13 protein-coding genes are annotated in these 15,416 nt (G+C 71.7%); 11 read left to right on the plus strand and 2 right to left on the minus strand.

Features of this window, described 5'->3' with window-relative positions; translation table 11 throughout:
* Positions 1-23: 23 nt before the first annotated feature.
* Positions 24-1,889 (plus strand): dynamin family protein, encoded by a 1,866-nt coding sequence (locus LTT61_RS25420; RefSeq protein WP_233016548.1) that lies wholly within the window; start codon positions 24-26, stop codon positions 1,887-1,889.
* 24 nt (positions 1,890-1,913) lie between these two features.
* Here the strand turns inward: LTT61_RS25420 and LTT61_RS25425 are convergent, their stop codons facing one another.
* A complete protein-coding gene (locus LTT61_RS25425; RefSeq protein ID WP_233016549.1) occupies positions 1,914-3,947 on the minus strand; it encodes a glycoside hydrolase family 15 protein in 2,034 nt (677 codons plus the stop codon).
* A 55-nt stretch (positions 3,948-4,002) separates the two neighbouring features.
* Here LTT61_RS25425 and LTT61_RS25430 point away from each other — a divergent pair, with 55 nt between their 5' ends.
* The 10 genes from LTT61_RS25430 (at position 4,003) to LTT61_RS25470 (ending at position 14,956) form a co-directional block, all read left to right on the plus strand.
* Positions 4,003-4,227: a hypothetical protein gene (locus tag LTT61_RS25430; protein WP_233016550.1), complete on the plus strand. Its 225-nt coding sequence runs from the start codon at positions 4,003-4,005 to the stop codon at positions 4,225-4,227.
* Positions 4,228-4,367: 140 nt separating this feature from the next.
* Entirely contained in the window at positions 4,368-4,457 is a 90-nt protein-coding gene (locus tag LTT61_RS32825; RefSeq protein WP_332909208.1) for an Ms4533A family Cys-rich leader peptide, read from the plus strand.
* A gap of 158 nt (positions 4,458-4,615) precedes the next feature.
* On the plus strand, positions 4,616-5,674 hold the full coding sequence (locus LTT61_RS25435) for a sulfate ABC transporter substrate-binding protein (RefSeq protein WP_233016551.1): 1,059 nt from the start codon (positions 4,616-4,618) through the stop codon (positions 5,672-5,674).
* Positions 5,675-5,797: 123 nt separating this feature from the next.
* Positions 5,798-6,646, plus strand: a complete 849-nt coding sequence (gene cysT / locus LTT61_RS25440; protein ID WP_420094829.1) for a sulfate ABC transporter permease subunit CysT — start codon at positions 5,798-5,800, stop codon at positions 6,644-6,646.
* Complete coding sequence (gene cysW / locus LTT61_RS25445) at positions 6,643-7,449, plus strand: sulfate ABC transporter permease subunit CysW (RefSeq protein WP_233016552.1); 807 nt, start codon at positions 6,643-6,645, stop codon at positions 7,447-7,449. Before cysT ends, cysW begins: the two co-directional genes overlap by 4 nt.
* Entirely contained in the window at positions 7,446-8,435 is a 990-nt protein-coding gene (locus LTT61_RS25450; RefSeq protein ID WP_233016553.1) for a sulfate/molybdate ABC transporter ATP-binding protein, read from the plus strand. The genes cysW and LTT61_RS25450 overlap by 4 nt, the downstream gene beginning before the upstream one ends.
* Positions 8,436-8,569: 134 nt before the next feature.
* Positions 8,570-9,574, plus strand: a complete 1,005-nt coding sequence (locus tag LTT61_RS25455) for an AurF N-oxygenase family protein (RefSeq protein WP_233016554.1) — start codon at positions 8,570-8,572, stop codon at positions 9,572-9,574.
* Between the two features lies 1 nt (position 9,575).
* Complete coding sequence (locus LTT61_RS25460) at positions 9,576-11,168, plus strand: 4Fe-4S binding protein (RefSeq protein ID WP_233016555.1); 1,593 nt, start codon at positions 9,576-9,578, stop codon at positions 11,166-11,168.
* 590 nt (positions 11,169-11,758) lie between these two features.
* Complete coding sequence (locus tag LTT61_RS25465; RefSeq protein ID WP_233016556.1) at positions 11,759-14,017, plus strand: hypothetical protein; 2,259 nt, start codon at positions 11,759-11,761, stop codon at positions 14,015-14,017.
* Between the two features lie 141 nt (positions 14,018-14,158).
* The gene (locus LTT61_RS25470) at positions 14,159-14,956 is read left to right on the plus strand and encodes an HAD family hydrolase (RefSeq protein WP_233016557.1); all 798 of its coding nucleotides are present in this window, start codon (positions 14,159-14,161) and stop codon (positions 14,954-14,956) included.
* A 3-nt stretch (positions 14,957-14,959) separates the two neighbouring features.
* On the opposite strand, the gene LTT61_RS25475 is transcribed toward LTT61_RS25470, so the two are convergent.
* Positions 14,960-15,370 (minus strand): VOC family protein, encoded by a 411-nt coding sequence (locus LTT61_RS25475; protein WP_233021190.1) that lies wholly within the window; start codon positions 15,368-15,370, stop codon positions 14,960-14,962.
* Positions 15,371-15,416: the final 46 nt, after the last annotated feature.

The raw sequence follows: 15,416 nt of genomic DNA on the forward strand, positions 1-15,416 counted from the left end.
GAACGGCGGTCCGATGCACCACTATGGCTGGAAACATCGCGGCGCCGGTCGGCATCGCGACGATCGAGAGTGAGGAGACCGGCTTGTCTGCCGTAGCCGGGCTTGAGGCCGCGACGGCGAAGAATCCGGAGGTCATGGCGCCGCTCATCCGGATCCTCGAGGATCTCAGGGAGACGGCCCGGTTCGCGGGGCGCGAGGATCTGAACGGCCGCATCGGCATGGCGCTGGCCAAGCTCAGCGATCCGCGGGTGCGGCTGGTCGTGGTCGGCCGGCCCAGATCCGGGATGAGCACCGTGGTGAACAGCCTGATCGGGGCCCCGGTGAGCGTCACCGAAGGCAACGGCGTCCCGGTGATCGTCGAGTACGGCCTGGAATCGGCTGCGACGCTGGTCAAGTCGACCGCGCCGGGGCGCACCGAGCGCACCCCGATCGACCCGCGCGCCGCTGGCGCCGCACTGGCTGCCACCGACGGCGTCGTCCGGATCGAGTACACCGAGCCGAGCCCGTTCCTTGCCGACGGCATCGTCCTGATGGACGCGCCCGGCTCGACCGGCGACGACCACATCTCCTGGTCGATGATCGCCGCCGCCGACGCGGTGCTCTACGTGACCGACGCGGGCGCCGAGTTCGACGCCGAGCAGCTGGAGCGGCTCGACCGCATCCACCGGGTCTGCCCGACCGTCATCTGCGTGCTCACCAAGATCGACCAGTACCCGCACTGGTCGAATGTGCAGCAGCGGAACCGGGACCTGCTCGACTCGGCCGGGCTCGGCCTCGCGGTCGCCCCGATCTCCGCGCAGCTGCACCTGGACGCGGTCGCCGACGGCGACTACCACCGCGACATCGAGTCCGGGCTGCCGCAGCTCGTCGACCACCTGCGCGACTTCGTCGTCGCCCGCGCCGACGTGGTGGCGCGGGACGCCGCCATCGGCGACATCCGGCTGATCGCCGGACACCTCGAGGGCTCGCTGCGCACCGAGCAGGAGACGCTGCGCGACCCGCGCAGGCGCGCCGAGATCACCCGGCGACTATCCCTGGCCAGGGACGAGGCCGACCAGCTCCGGCAGCGCACCGCCAACTGGCAGGTGACGCTGGTGGACGGCAGCACCGAGCTGATGGCCGATATCGAGCACGACCTGCGGCACCGGCTGCGCAGCCTGGTGCGCGACGCCGAGGCCGAGATCACCGAGAGCGACCCGGCCACGCGCTGGAAGGAGTTCGCCGCCGACCTGGACGCCAGGATCTGCGAGGCGGTCGAGGAGAACTTCGTGGTCGCGCACTACCGCTCGGTGGAGCTGTGCGAGCAGGTGGCGGGGAGGTTCCCGGCGCACCACCGGATGCCGCCGCTGCCCGACCTGCGGCTGGCCAACCCCGGCGAGGTGCTGGAGGAGGTGGCGCCGCTGGAGCCGCTGGAGAGCGGCAAGCCCGGCGTCACCCAGCAGTTCCTCTCCGCGCTGCGCGGCTCCTACGGCGGCATCCTGATGGTCGGCCTCGCCACCAGCCTGCTCGGCATGTCGCTGGTGAACTGGTACTCGGCGGGCGCGGGCGTACTGCTCGGCGTGAACGCGCTCTGGGACGACCGCAAGGCGCGCAAGCAGCGCCGCCGCGCCGAGGCGAAGGTGGCGGTATCCCGGCTCATGGACGACGTGGTGTTCCAGGTCGGCAAGGAATCCAGGAACCGGCTGCGCGCGGTGCAGCGCGCGCTGCGCGACCACTTCACCGAGCTGGCCACGGAGGTGCTCCGCGGCGCCGACGAGGTGCTGCGGGTGGCCTCGGAGGCCGACGGCCGCTACGGCCATCGGCGCGCGGAGCGCCTCGCCGAGCTGGAGCGGCACCTCGACGAACTGCGCGGCGTGCGCGGCCGGGCCGAAGCGCTCACGCCCTTCTAACCCGGTGCTCGCGCCATCCGCCGGTCAGCGCGCCTGCGCGGGCGGGGAGTGCGCGGGCTGGAAGTATCCGGCGTCGCGGCTCTGCTCCGCCCGGATCACGTGCGTGACCGCGTTGATCAGCGCCAGGTGGGTGAAGGCCTGCGGGAAGTTGCCGAGGTGCCTGCCGCTGCGCGGGTCGATCTCCTCCGCGTAGAGCCGCAGCGGGCTGGCCAGCCCGAGCAGCCGCTCGCAGAGGTGCTTGGCCCGCTCCAGCTCGCCGATCTCCACCAGCGCCGAGACCAGCCAGAACGAGCAGATGGCAAAGGAACCCTCCTCGCCGGAGAGGCCGTCGTCGGTGGTTTCGGTGTCGTACCGCAGCACCAGCCCGTTCACGGTGAGCCGGTCGGCGATGGCGAGCACGGTGGCCCGGATCCGCTCGTCGTCCGGGGGCAGGAAGCGGACGAGCACCGCGAGCAGCAGCGAGGCGTCCAGGGTGTCGCTGCCGTAGGCCTGGGTGAGCACGCCGTCGGCGTTCACGCCGCCGGCCAGCACGTCGGCCTTGATCTCCTCGGCGATGCCGAACCACTCGGTGGCGTGCTCGGCCTGGCCGTGCAGCTCGGCCAGGCGCGCGCCGCGGTCGAGCGCCACCCAGCACATGATCTTGGACGAGGTGAAGTGCTGCGGCTCGCCGCGCACCTCCCAGATCCCGCGGTCCGGCTGCCGCCAGTGCTCGACGGCGGCCCGCACCTGCCGCTCCAGCAGCGGCCAAAGCGTCTCCGGCACCTGCTGCCTGGAGCGCACGTGCAGGTACACCGAGTCCAGCATGGTGCCCCAGATGTCGTGCTGCACCTGGTCGTAGGCGGCGTTGCCGACCCGCACCGGGCGGGCGCAGTCGTACCCGGACAGGTGGTCGAGGGTGCTCTCGCTGATCTCCAGCTCGCCGCCGATGCCGTAGAGCACCTGCAGCGGAACGGGTTCGCCGTCCGGGCCGGTGGCGACGTCGTTGAGGAAGGCGAAGAAATCGTCGGCCTCGCGATCGAGCCCGAGGGTGTAGAGCCCCCACAGCGCGAAGCTGGAATCGCGCACCCAGCTGTAGCGGTAGTCCCAGTTGCGTTCGCCGCCGGGGGTTTCCGGCAGCGAGGTGGTGGCGGCTGCCATCAGCGCGCCGGTCGGGGCGTAGGTGAGCCCCTTCAGCGTGAGCGCGCTGCGCTGCAGGTAGTTGCGCCACGGGTGGTCGGGGAACTTGCCGAGCGTGACCCACTGCCGCCAGCACTCGACGGTGGCCCACATCTTCTCCGCCGCCTCGGCGAAGCTCTTCGGCGCGGGCAGCTCCGACCAGGTGAGCGCGACGAAGACCTCGTCGCCCTCGACCATCCTGGTCCGCGCCCGCGCCTCCCTGCCCTCCAGCCCGAGCCGCAGGTCGGAGGTGAGCGTCAGCGTCGGCCCCGCCTCCGGGTCGGCGGCCATGGTCGCGGTCGCCTCCTCGTAGACCTTGCCGGTGTACTCCCAGCGCGCGGCGGCCCGGTGGTAGTCGAAGGCGGGTTCGCAGCTCATCTCCAGCTCGACGGTGCCGTTCACGCACTTCACCGTGCGCAGCAGCATGTGCTCGGCGTCCCAGTCCATCGGGGTGCGCCGGTGCGTGCGGCTGCGCTGGTCGTTGTTGTGCCACGGCCCGAGCACCAGCGCGTCCCGGACGATGAGCCAGCCGGTCTCGGTCTGCCAGGTGGTCTCCAGGATCATGCCGCCGGGCAGGTAGCGCCTGGCGGCGGGGACGTTGCGGCCGTACGGCCCGATCCGGAAGTGCCCGGCGCTGCGGTCCAGCATGGCGCCGAAGATGCTCGGCGAGTCCGGGCGCGGCACGCACATCCACTCCACCGCGCCGTTGCTGGCGATCAGGCAGGTGGTCTCGCAGTCGCTGAGGAAGGCGTAGTCGTCGATCGGCGGGTAGGCGCCGTAGCGCCTGGCCTCGGTGGTCGGGCTGAGCAGCGGCACCTCACCGCCGATCGCCCCGGCAGGCAGGGCCGCGGCCGGGGGCGAATCGCTGAGCGCGGTCTGGTCGGGGTGATCGGTCGGCGCCATCCCCCCATCATGCCGGGTCGTTCCCGGTACCGGCCGCGACCACTAGGGTGGGGGCGTGGAGCAGATCGCAGGCTGGTGGGACGGGTTCGAACTCTGGGTGGCGGGGCTGCCGTTCATCCCGCAGTTCGTCGTCGTCCTGCTCGGCATGGTGCCGATCAGCGTCGCCATCGCCATGGGGCTCGACCGCACGCTGCGCGCCGTGCTGCACCTGCTCGGCCGGGACGGCAAGCCGGAGCCGGGGGAGACGCCGGGCGCCTCCGCCCCGGCCGGGGTGCGCTGATGCCGCGCTCACGGGTGCAGCTGGCCCTGGTCGCGCTGCTGGTGCTGATCGTCGTCGCCTGGCTGGTAACTCGCTGACCGGCTACTTCCCGCCCACTCGTTCGAATCGAATAGCTATCGACGCTCTGATACAGTCTGCCCGTGTCTCCGAGTGCCGTCCCGCTGGTCCGCCATGAATTGGCGTTGATCGCTGTCGGCAACCTCGCGGTCGCCGATATCCTCTGTCGGTGATCTGCGGGGTCACCGTCGCGTCCGTTCGATGAACCGGCGCGCATCCGGCGACGGGGCTCCGAGAATCAACGGATCGTTGTGCGATCCGGCGCGCCGTCTCGGATGTCCACCGCACCCAAGCAACCCCGTCGCGGTGGATCACACAGGAAGGTCCAGCGATGTCTCGCAGGTCGTTGTTCGCCGGTCGTACCCGGTCCCGTCGCAAGCCGCTCGCGATCGCCCTCACGGCGCTCGCCGCCGTCGCGCTCACCGCCTGCGGTGGCGGCGCGAGCGATTCCACCGAAGGCGGGGGCGCCGACGGCAGCGGTGGCACGCTGAACCTCTACGCCTACGCCGTGCCGAAGCCCGGCTTCGACAAGGTGATCCCCGAGTTCAACAAGACCGACGCGGGCAAGGGCGTGCAGGTCCAGCAGTCCTACGGCGCCTCGGGCGACCAGTCCCGCAAGGTCAAGGACGGCGCCGCCGCCGACGTGGTGAACTTCTCGGTGGAGCCCGACATCACCCGCCTGGTCGACGCCGGGCTGGTCGACGCGAGCTGGAACGCGGGCGCGGACAAGGGCATCCCGTTCGGCTCCGTGGTCGCCATCGTGGTGCGCGAGGGCAACCCCAAGGGCATCAAGGACTGGGACGACCTGCTGAAGCCGGGCGTCGAGGTGGTCACCCCGAACCCGTTCAGCTCGGGCTCGGCCAAGTGGAACCTGCTCGCCCCCTACGCCGCCAAGTCCGACGGCGGCAAGAACCCGCAGGCCGGGCTGGACTACCTGTCGCAGCTGGTCTCGCCGGAGCACGTGAAGGTGCAGCCGAAGTCCGGCCGCGAGGCGACCGAGACCTTTCTGCAGGGCACCGGTGACGTGCTGCTGAGCTACGAGAACGAGGCCATCTTCTCCGAGCGCAACGGCGACCGGATCGAGCACGTGATCCCGCCGGTCACCTTCAAGATCGAGAACCCGATCGCGGTGCTGAAGAACAGCCCGAACCTGGAGAAGGCGAAGGCGTTCCGCGACTTCCAGTTCACCACCGAGGGGCAGCGCGCCTGGGGCCAGGCCGGCTTCCGCCCGGTCGACCCGGCGGTCGCGGCCGAGTTCAAGGCCGATTTCCCCACCCCGGCGAAGGAGTGGACGATCGCCGACCTCGGTGGCTGGAAGGCCGTCGACAAGGAGCTGTTCACCGCCGAGACCGGCAAGGTCGCCGTCATCTACGACAACGCGACCAAGTGACGCCGTGACTCGGAGCACACGGGATACTGGACGATCGTGACCGAGAGCAATGCATCCGGAGCCGGGCGCGAGCCCGGCTCCGGTGTTCCCGACAGTGCGCCCGCCCCCGCGTCGGGGCCGGCGGTGCGCACCGATACCGCGCCCGCGAAGCCGCGGCGCGACCTCTCCTGGCTGAAGGTGACCGGGTCGATCGGCCCGCTCGGCATCGGCACCGCGGTGCTGTGGCTCAGCATCATCGTGGTGCTGCCGCTGGCGGCGCTCACCGTGACCTCGTTCGAGCACGGCTGGTCCGGTTTCTGGGACGCGGTGACGGCCCCCGCCGCGCTGGACTCGCTGCGCATCACCGTGATCGTCTCGGTGATCGTCGCCGTGCTCAACGTGGTGATGGGCACGCTGGTGGCCTGGGTCCTGGTCCGCGACGACTTCCCCGGCAAGGGCGCGGTCAACGCGCTGATCGACCTGCCGTTCGCGCTGCCGACCATCGTGGCCAGCATCGTGCTGCTCTCGCTGTACGGCCCGGAGAGCCCGGTCGACATCCACCTCAACGCCACCCAGCCCGGCCTCGTCGTCGCGCTGGCCTTCGTGACGCTGCCATTCGTGGTGCGCGCGGTGCAGCCGGTGCTGATCGAGGCCGACCGCGAGGTGGAGCAGGCCGCGCTCTCCCTCGGCGCGAGCAACTGGACCACGTTCCGGCGGATCGTGCTGCCGACGCTCACCCCCGCGGTGCTCAGCGGCGGCGGCCTCGCCTTCGCCCGCGCCATCGGCGAGTACGGCTCGGTGGTGCTGATCGGCGGCAACATCCCGCGCAAGACCGAGATGGCGTCGCAGTACATCCAGAAGCAGATCGAGATCGACCGGCAGGTGAACGCGGCCGCGGTGTCGGTGGCGCTGCTCGCGATCTCGTTCGCGTCGCTGCTGCTGCTCCGCCTGCTGGCCGAGCGCAGCTCCCGGCGGGAGGCGGCGAGCCGATGAAACTCTCCTTCCCGGCGCGGCTCACGCTGCGCGTGATCGCGCTCGGCTACCTGTTCGTGCTGCTGGTGCTGCCGCTGCTGGTCATTCTGTGGCGCACCTTCGAACGCGGCATCGTGACGTTCTTCGAGTCGGTGACGACCCCGGCCGCGATCTCGGCGTTCCAGCTCTCGCTGATCATCCTGGTGATCGTGGTTCCGGTGAACGTCGTCTTCGGCATCGTCACCGCGCTGGCGCTGGTGCGCGGCCGGTTCCCCGGGCGCAGCCTGGTGCAGGGCATCGTCGACCTGCCGTTCGCGGTCTCGCCGGTGGTGGTCGGCGTCTCGCTGATCCTGCTCTGGGGCGTCGGCGGCTGGTTCGGCGGGCTGGCGAACATCGGCATCACCGTCATCTTCGCGCTACCGGGCATGGTGATCGCGACCATCTTCGTGACGCTGCCGTTCGTGGTGCGCGAGGTGGAGCCGGTGCTCCGCGAGATCGGCGACGAGCAGGAGCAGGCGGCGGCCACGCTCGGCGCCAACGGCTGGCAGACCTTCTGGCGGATCACGCTGCCCGCCATCCGCTGGGGGCTGACCTACGGCGTCGTGCTCACCGTCGCCCGCTCGCTCGGCGAGTTCGGCGCGGTGATCATGGTCTCCTCCGCGCTGCCGGGCAAGTCGCTCACCCTGACCCTGCTGGTGCACGGCCGCTACATCAACGACCACAACGTGTTCGGCGCCTACTCCGCCGCCACCGTCCTGATGGCGCTCGCCCTGATCACCCTGCTGCTCATGACCCTCCTCGACCGCAAGCGGAGCTCCCGATGACGATCACCGTAACCAACGCGAACAAGCACTACGGCACGTTCGCCGCGCTGGACGACGTCACGCTGGAGATCCCCTCCGGGGAACTCACCGCGCTGCTCGGCCCCTCCGGCTCCGGCAAGTCGACGCTGCTGCGCTCGATCGCCGGGCTGGAGTCGCTCGACTCCGGCATGGTGGTGATCGCCGACCGCGACGTCACCCGGATCCCGCCGCAGAAGCGCGACATCGGCTTCGTGTTCCAGCACTACGCCGCCTTCAAGCACATGACGGTGCGCGACAACGTGGCCTTCGGGCTGACCATCCGCAAGCGGCCGAAGGCCGAGATCAGCAAGCGGGTGGACGAGCTGCTCGGCATCGTCGGGCTGGACGGCTTCCAGCACCGCTACCCGGCGCAGCTCTCCGGCGGGCAGCGGCAGCGGATGGCGCTGGCCCGCGCGCTCGCCGTCGACCCCAAGGTGCTGCTGCTGGACGAGCCGTTCGGCGCGCTGGACGCCAAGGTCCGCGCCGACCTGCGCAAGTGGCTGCGCCGGCTGCACGAGGAGGTGCACGTGACCACGGTCCTGGTCACGCACGACCAGGAGGAGGCGCTGGACGTCGCCGACCGGATCGCGGTTATGAACAAGGGCCGGATCGAGCAGGTCGGCAGCCCCGAGGACGTCTACGACCGGCCCGCCAACGAGTTCGTCATGTCCTTCCTCGGCGAGGTGGCCCGGCTCAACGGCCACCTGGTGCGCCCGCACGACATCCGGGTCGGCCGCGACCCGGGGATGGCGCACGCCGAGAACGAGGGCACCGCCGAGTCCGCCGGCGTCACCCGCGCCACCGTCGAGCGGGTGGTCCGCCTCGGCTTCGAGGTCAGGGTCGAGCTCCGCAACGCCGCCACCGGCGACCTCTTCGCCGCCCAGGTGACCAGGGGCGACGCCGAGGCCCTCCGCCTGGCCGACGGCGAGACGGTCTACGTCCGGGCGACCCGGATTCCGGAGATCTAGGACGCGATTTCGCGGCGCGGGGCGGGGTACGTCATGACGTACCCCGCCCCTCTGCTGTCGGCAGGTTGACGTTACCGCGTGTAGGTGTAACCATGGGGAACAGTTAAAGCCGACTACGAGAGGCAGTGACGACGATGTCGACAGCCGAGAAGCCCTTCGCGGATACCGACCTCGCCCGGGCCGACGAATACGCCGCGAAGCTGCTGCTGTTGTCGGAAGGGTCGGTCAACAAGAACTTCGACCCCTTCACCGACATCGACTGGGACAACCCGGATTTCGCCGCCGACACCGGCGAGGAGCGCTGGATCCTGCCGCCCTCCGCCGACCCGCTCGGCAGGCACCCGTGGTACCTGGCGCTCCCGAAGGAGCGGCAGATCGAGATCGGCAAGTACCGCCAGGCCAACATCGCCAAGGTCGGGCTGCAGTTCGAGGCCATCCTGATCAGCGGCATGATGCAGCACGTCTTCGGGCTGCCGAACGGCTCGCCGGAGTTCCGCTACTGCTCCCACGAGATGATCGAGGAGCACAACCACACCCTGATGTTCCAGGAGATGGTGAACCGGATCGGCGTCGACGTGCCCGGCATGGGCCCGCTGGTCCGCCAGCTGCGGCACCTCGCGGTGCCGGTCGCGGTGAACTTCCCGAACCTGTTCTTCATGGCGGTGCTGGCCGGCGAGGAGCCGATCGACCACATCCAGAAGGACATCCTGCGCTCCACCGACGACATCCACCCGATCATGCGCGGCGTGATGGCGATCCACATCGCCGAGGAGGCGCGGCACATCTCCTTCGCGCACGAGTTCCTCGAGCAGCACGTGCCGGAGCGCAACGCGCGCCAGCGCTTCGTGCTCTCGCTGGCCATGCCGCTGATCATGTGGATCCTCGGCCGCGCCATCGCGACCCCGCCGCGCACCTTCTTCGACGAGTTCGACGTGCCGGAGTCGGTGCGCAAGGAGCTGTTCTACGGCTCCGACGAGGCCAAGAAGGTCTTCGCCGACTACTTCGGCGACGTCCGGATGCTGGCCGAGAAGATCGGCATGATGAACCCGATCTCCCGGCGGCTGTGGAAGGCGCTCGGCATGAACGGCCACGTGACCCGGTTCCGCTCCGAGCCGCTGCGCCTGGTGAAGACCGCCTGAGATGCCCTACGTCGTCACCCAGTCCTGCTGCAGCGACGCCTCCTGCGTCTACGCCTGCCCGGTGAACTGCATCCACCCGACGCCGGACGAGCCGGACTTCGCCACCGCGGAGATGCTCTACGTCGACCCGGCCGCCTGCGTCGACTGCGGCGCCTGCGCCTCGGCCTGCCCGGTGGACGCCATCACCTCCAGCAAGAAGCTGACGCCGGAGCAGCAGCCGTTCATCGAGATCAACGCGGACTTCTACCGGCAGGCCCGGCCGCGCCCGCTGCTGGCCCGGCCGGTGCCGGCCGCGCGGATCGAGACCGAGCGCAGCCCGCTGCGGGTGGCGATCGTCGGCTCCGGCCCGTCCGCCATGTACGCGGCCGACGAGCTGCTCACGCAGCCGGACGTCGCGGTGACGGTGCTGGACCGGCTGCCGGTGCCGTACGGCCTCGCCAGGCACGGCGTCGCGCCGGACCACGCCAGGACCAGGCAGGTGAGCGCGCTCTTCGACGTGATCTCCGCGCAGCCGGGCTTCGGCTCCTACCTGAACGTCGACATCGGCGCCGACATCGCCCCGGACGAGCTCCGCGACCACTTCCACGCGGTGATCTACGCCGTCGGCGCCTCCACCGACCGCAAGCTCGGGATTGCGGGGGAGGGGCTGCCCGGCGCCGTCTCCGCCACCGACTTCGTGGCCTGGTACAACGGCCACCCCGACCACGCGCACGCCGGGTTCGACCTGGACCAGCGGCGCGCGGTGATCGTCGGCAACGGCAATGTGGCGCTCGATGTCGCGCGGATTCTCACCGCCGACCCGGAGACGCTCGCCGCCACCGACATCGCGCCGTACGCCCTGCGCGCGCTGCGCGAGAGCAGGATCGAGGAGGTGGTGGTGCTCGGCAGGCGCGGCCCGGCCGAGTCCGCCTTCACCGTCCCGGAGTTCGTCGGGCTGCTCGGCGCCGACGTGGACATCGTGATCGACGGCGAGCTGCCGCCGATCACACCGGAGCTGCCGTACCGGGTCGAGCAGAAGCTGCGGCTGCTGCACGAGGTGGCGAAGCGCCCGGTCGGCGCGCGGCGGCGGATCGTCTTCCGCTACCTCGCCGCGCCCACCGAGATCGTCGGCACCGACCGGGTCACCGGGCTCGAGCTCGCCCGCACCGCGCTGGCCACCGGCGCCGACGGCCGGGTGGCCGCGGTGCCCACCGGCGAGGTCGAGCGGCTCGACGCCGGGCTGGTGCTCACCTCGGTCGGGTACAAGGGTGTCGCGGTGCCGGGGCTGCCCTTCGACGAGGTGCGCGGGGTCGTGCCGAACGCGGCGGGCCGGGTGCTCTCCGAGCCGGGCGGGGCGCCGGTCACCGGCAGCTACGTCACCGGCTGGATCAAACGCGGCCCGACCGGGTTCATCGGCACCAACAAGTCCTGCGCGCAGGAGACGGTGCGGCAGCTCGCGGCGGACTTCAACGCCGGGCTGCTCGGCACCCCGCCGCGCGGCGCCGACGAGTTCGACCGGCTGGTCCGGCTGCGGGCGCCGCGGGTCCGGCCGGGCGGCGCGGCGCTGCCCGCGACCAAGCGGTCGCGGTTCCGGAGCCTGCTCACGCAGGGCTGATCGGACGAGTTCCGCAATCCGGGGCGGGCAGCCTGCGCGATTCAGCCGCGATCTACGGGCTATTTGCCGGTTTTGCTGGCCTGACATGTCGATTAGGTGACGAAAATCGCCAGATATCGCGCTCCGGGCGTACGATCGGCAATGGGTCAGCTACTCCCCCCAAGTGCTGTCCCGCATCGCGGCTCGAACCCCCCTGCGAGCCGCGCTTCGAGTAGGCGCCGCCGGACTTCCCCCAAGTCCGGCGGCGCCACTTTCGTCTGTGGCTATCCATTGGTTACCGACTGGTTGGTCATCGTGGCTCGCTTCCTTCGCGGATGGGGTTCGCGCCCGTCCACTCTGATCGCTGATCGTTAACCAGCTCCTGGCCGACACGCTCGAACAGTAAAGCGAGCCGACCGGTCTGAATACGCTCTCCGCTGGGGTTTTGGCTGATCGCACGAACCGGTCGGCCTAAAATGCGGTGTGTCATACCAATTCGGCATGTGTTCGGAGTCGGAACAGCTAACCTGTAGTCGCTGTGCGGAAGACGACCGCGGCCACACGGGTATCCGGTGTGCTGGACGTGGTCACGGTGCGTTGACGGGATGGCAATGACTACTGGCGTGGGTATCTGCATGGGCTCGGCGACCTCGGTGACGGCTTCCGTCACCGCTGGGCAACCGCAGCCCTCGGTGCGGGTACGGCCCACGACGGTCTCCTTCGACAGCCGCGGCACCGCCGGGATCGGCGCACCCGGCGTCGCCAGGGTCGGCGCGACCGCCGAGATCAGCGGTTCGGCAGCAAATTTCGCGGATCTCACCGTCGACGGTGAGCCGCTGGTCGTCGGCGGGCGGCTGTGGACGCCGGCCGCGCTGGTCGCCGCCGTGGTGAGCGACCTGCTGCGCGCGGAGCCGCCGCGGGCCGGGGTGGTGCTCGCACACCCGGCGGTCTACGGCGCCGACGAGGTCGCCCGGCTGACGCAGGCGCTCGACCTCGCCGGGGCCGGGCACGTGCTGCCGGTTCCGGAGCCGGTCGCCGCGGCCGAATGGCTGGAGTGCGAGACAGGGCCGCTCACAGCGGGTTTCGTGCTCGTCTACGATCTCGGCGCCACCAGCCTCGACCTCGGCATCGTCCGGGTCGGCGCGGACTGGCCGGACCACCCATTGGTCGGAACCCCCGTGCGCTCCCGCGATTTCGGCGGCGAGCCGCTCGGCGCGCTGATCGCCGAGCGGGCGTACCGGTGGCCCGGCGCGCCCGGCACCCGCGGACTCGACACCGAAGGGCTGCGCGCGGAACACATCCGGGCGAGCTTCCCGCTCGTCGTCGACTGCCTCGCGAGCAGCGGCATCGACCGATCCGAGTTCACCGGCATCCTGGTGGTCGGCGGCGCCGCCCGGCCGCCCGAGGTCGCGCGCACCCTCGGTGAGCTCGGGCTGCCGGTACTCCGGGGCGCCGATCCCGGCCACACCATCGCGCTCGGCGCCGCGCGGTTCGCGGCGCGCACCCTGGCGCCGCCTGCGCGGCGGGCCGAGCCCGTCGCGCACGTCGGGGTGCTGTCCAGCGCCGCACTGGTCTCCGCGCTGGCCATGTCGGCCGCGACGGTGTTCGGCGGGCCGGCGCCGCAGTCCGCGCCCGGGCTCGATCGGTTCCCCGGAGTGGAGGGGCAGTTCGGGATGGGGCAGGGGATCGCGCGGGTTCCGGTCGCCGGGGCCGCGCCGGTGGCCGGCGGTCGGGCTGTGCCGTATGCGGGTGGCGGGGCGCCGATCGCCTTCGGCGGGGCGGTGGCGGCGCCGGTTCGTGTGTACGGGCCGCCGCTCACGCCGGTCTCCCGTTCCGGGAGGGGCGGGGACGGGGCGCCGCGGACGGTGCCGAGCGGCGGTGCCTGTGCGAACCCGGCTCGCTTCACGAATTCGCTGCTCTTTCTGGAGCGCTTCGGGTTCGGCTTGAACGGGCGGGGTGGGATCGGGCCGGAGCTGGGCGTCGTCGGACTTTCGTCGGCCGGGGTGGTGCCGCCGGACGGCGGTGCGGGGTCCGGCGGTCCCGCCGGCGGGCAGGCACCGGCCGGGGTGAGCGCCGACGCGGCGGGGACGTCGGGAGCGAGTCCGGCCGGTGGTCCCGCGGGCGGTGGCGATAGCGCGTCCGACGGCTCGGGCAGCGGCGGTTCGCCCGGTGGCACCTCGGGTGGCGGCGACTCGGGCAGTGCTGATTCGGTCAGCGGCGCGGGCAGCGACGGCCCGAATGGCGCCGGCTCGGGCGGCGATGCAGGCAGTGACGGCTCCGACGGCGGTGCGGGCGACGGCTCCGATGGCGGTGCCTCGGGTAGCGGCGGCTCGGGTGGCGGTGCCACGGGCGGCGGTGCCACGGGCGGCGGCGATTCGGGGAGCGGCGGCTCGGGGAGCGGCGGCTCGGGTGGTGGCGGCTCGGGTGGTGGCGGCTCGGGTGGTGATGCCTCGGGTGGTGGTGCCTCGGGTGGTGGTGCCTCGGGTGGCGCCGGCACGGGTAGCAACTCGAACGGCGGGAACTCGAACGGCGGCCGCACGGGCGACGGCGGGTCCGACGGCGGGTCCGGCGGCAACGGCTCGGGGCGCGACGGCTCGAACGGCGATAGCCCCTCCGGCTCTGACAGCGCCGGACCGGGGAACGGCGGCTCCGCCAAGGCCGGCTCCGGGAACGGCGGCTCTGGCAAGGCTGGCTCCGGGAACGGCGGCTCCGGCAAGGCCGGCTCCGGAAACGGCGGCTCCGGAAAGGCCGGCTCCGGAAACGGCGGCTCCGGAAAGGGCGGCTCGGGAAAGGGCGGCGGAGGCGGCGGCTCCGGCGGCTCGAACTCCGGCGGCTCGGGCGGCTCGCGTGGGGGAGGCTCCGACCGGTAACAACCGGTCGGGGGCCGCCGGACAACTCCGGCGGCCGAACCCCGGCCACCCGCGGCGCTCGTCCGAGGTGGGTCCGGTCCAGAACCGGATCGTCGAGGGAAAACTCCGGGCGCGCCCGGGTGGCCGGGGCAGAATGAAGGGGTGGACGCTACGGGGGAAGAACCGCGCCTGATCGCGCTCGACGTCGACGGCACCCTGCTGAAGTCCGGCTCGCCGGTGAGCCGCCGGGTGGTCGACGCCGTGCGCGCCGCCGTCGCCGCGGGCGCGCACGTGGTCGTGACCACCGGCCGCTCGATGCTCTCCGTGGCGCCGGTCCTCGCCGAACTCGGCCTGCTGGAGGGCCACGCCCTCTGCTCCAACGGCGCCGTGCACCTCGACGTCGCCCGCGGCGAGGCACTGGCGGTCGCCGACTTCGACCCGCTGCCCGCCATCACCGCGCTGCGCGCGGGCGCGCCGGAGATGGTGCTGGCGGTGGAGAAGGTCGGGGTCGGCATGTGGGTCACCGGCGACGGCCCGAGCGATTACCCGCTCGGCCACGTCCGGGTGGTCGACCACGCCCTGCTCGGCAGCGAGCACACGCCGCGGCTCAGCGGCTGGTGGCCCGGCGGCACCGACGAGCAGATGGCGGAGCTGCTGCGCGAATTCGACGTGCCGGGCACCGGCTGGATCCACGGCGACTTCGGCCCCTGGCTCACCGTCTCCAGGCACGGTGTCTCCAAGGGCTGGGCGCTGGAGCAGCTCAGGCAGATCCTCGAGGTGCCGACGGAGGCGACCCTCGCCATCGGCGACCACCTCAACGACCGGGAGATGCTGGCCTGGGCCGGGCACTCGGTCGCCATGGCCAACGCCCCCGCCGAGATCAGGGCGGCCGCCGACGAGGTGACCGCCGACGTGCTCGAGGACGGCGTCGCGCTCGTCCTCGAGCGCTGGTTCCGCTGAGCCCTACGCGGGCCCGGTCCTGGCCAGGATCTCCGCGTAGTGCGGGTTGCTCATCAGCCCGAGCACGTTGCCGAACGGGTCGACCACCGACGCGGTGACGAAGCCGGTGCCCTCGCCGCGCGGGGTCATCGGGTCGTAGAGCGTGGCGCCGAGCTCCAGCACCCGGTTCAGCGTCGCCTCGAGGTCGGTGACGGCCCAGTTGGCGATGGCGCCGCCCGGCGCGTTGTGCGCTCCGGCCGGTGCGTACGCGCGGTTCACGATGCCGAACTCGGCCTGGTAGTCGCCGATCCGCCACTCGTAGTAGCCGCCGGCCACGGTGAAGTAGGGCGCGGTGCCCAGGAATTCGGTGTACCAGTCCTTGGCCGCCTCCAGGTCGTCGGCGTAGAAGGTGAGCGTCGCCAGTCCGCGCAGCATGTCGTTCTCCTCGGGTCGGGATTCGGTGTCGGTTCCCATCCTGCGC

Source organism: Nocardia asteroides (genome assembly GCF_021183625.1).
GTDB lineage: Bacteria > Actinomycetota > Actinomycetes > Mycobacteriales > Mycobacteriaceae > Nocardia > Nocardia asteroides_A.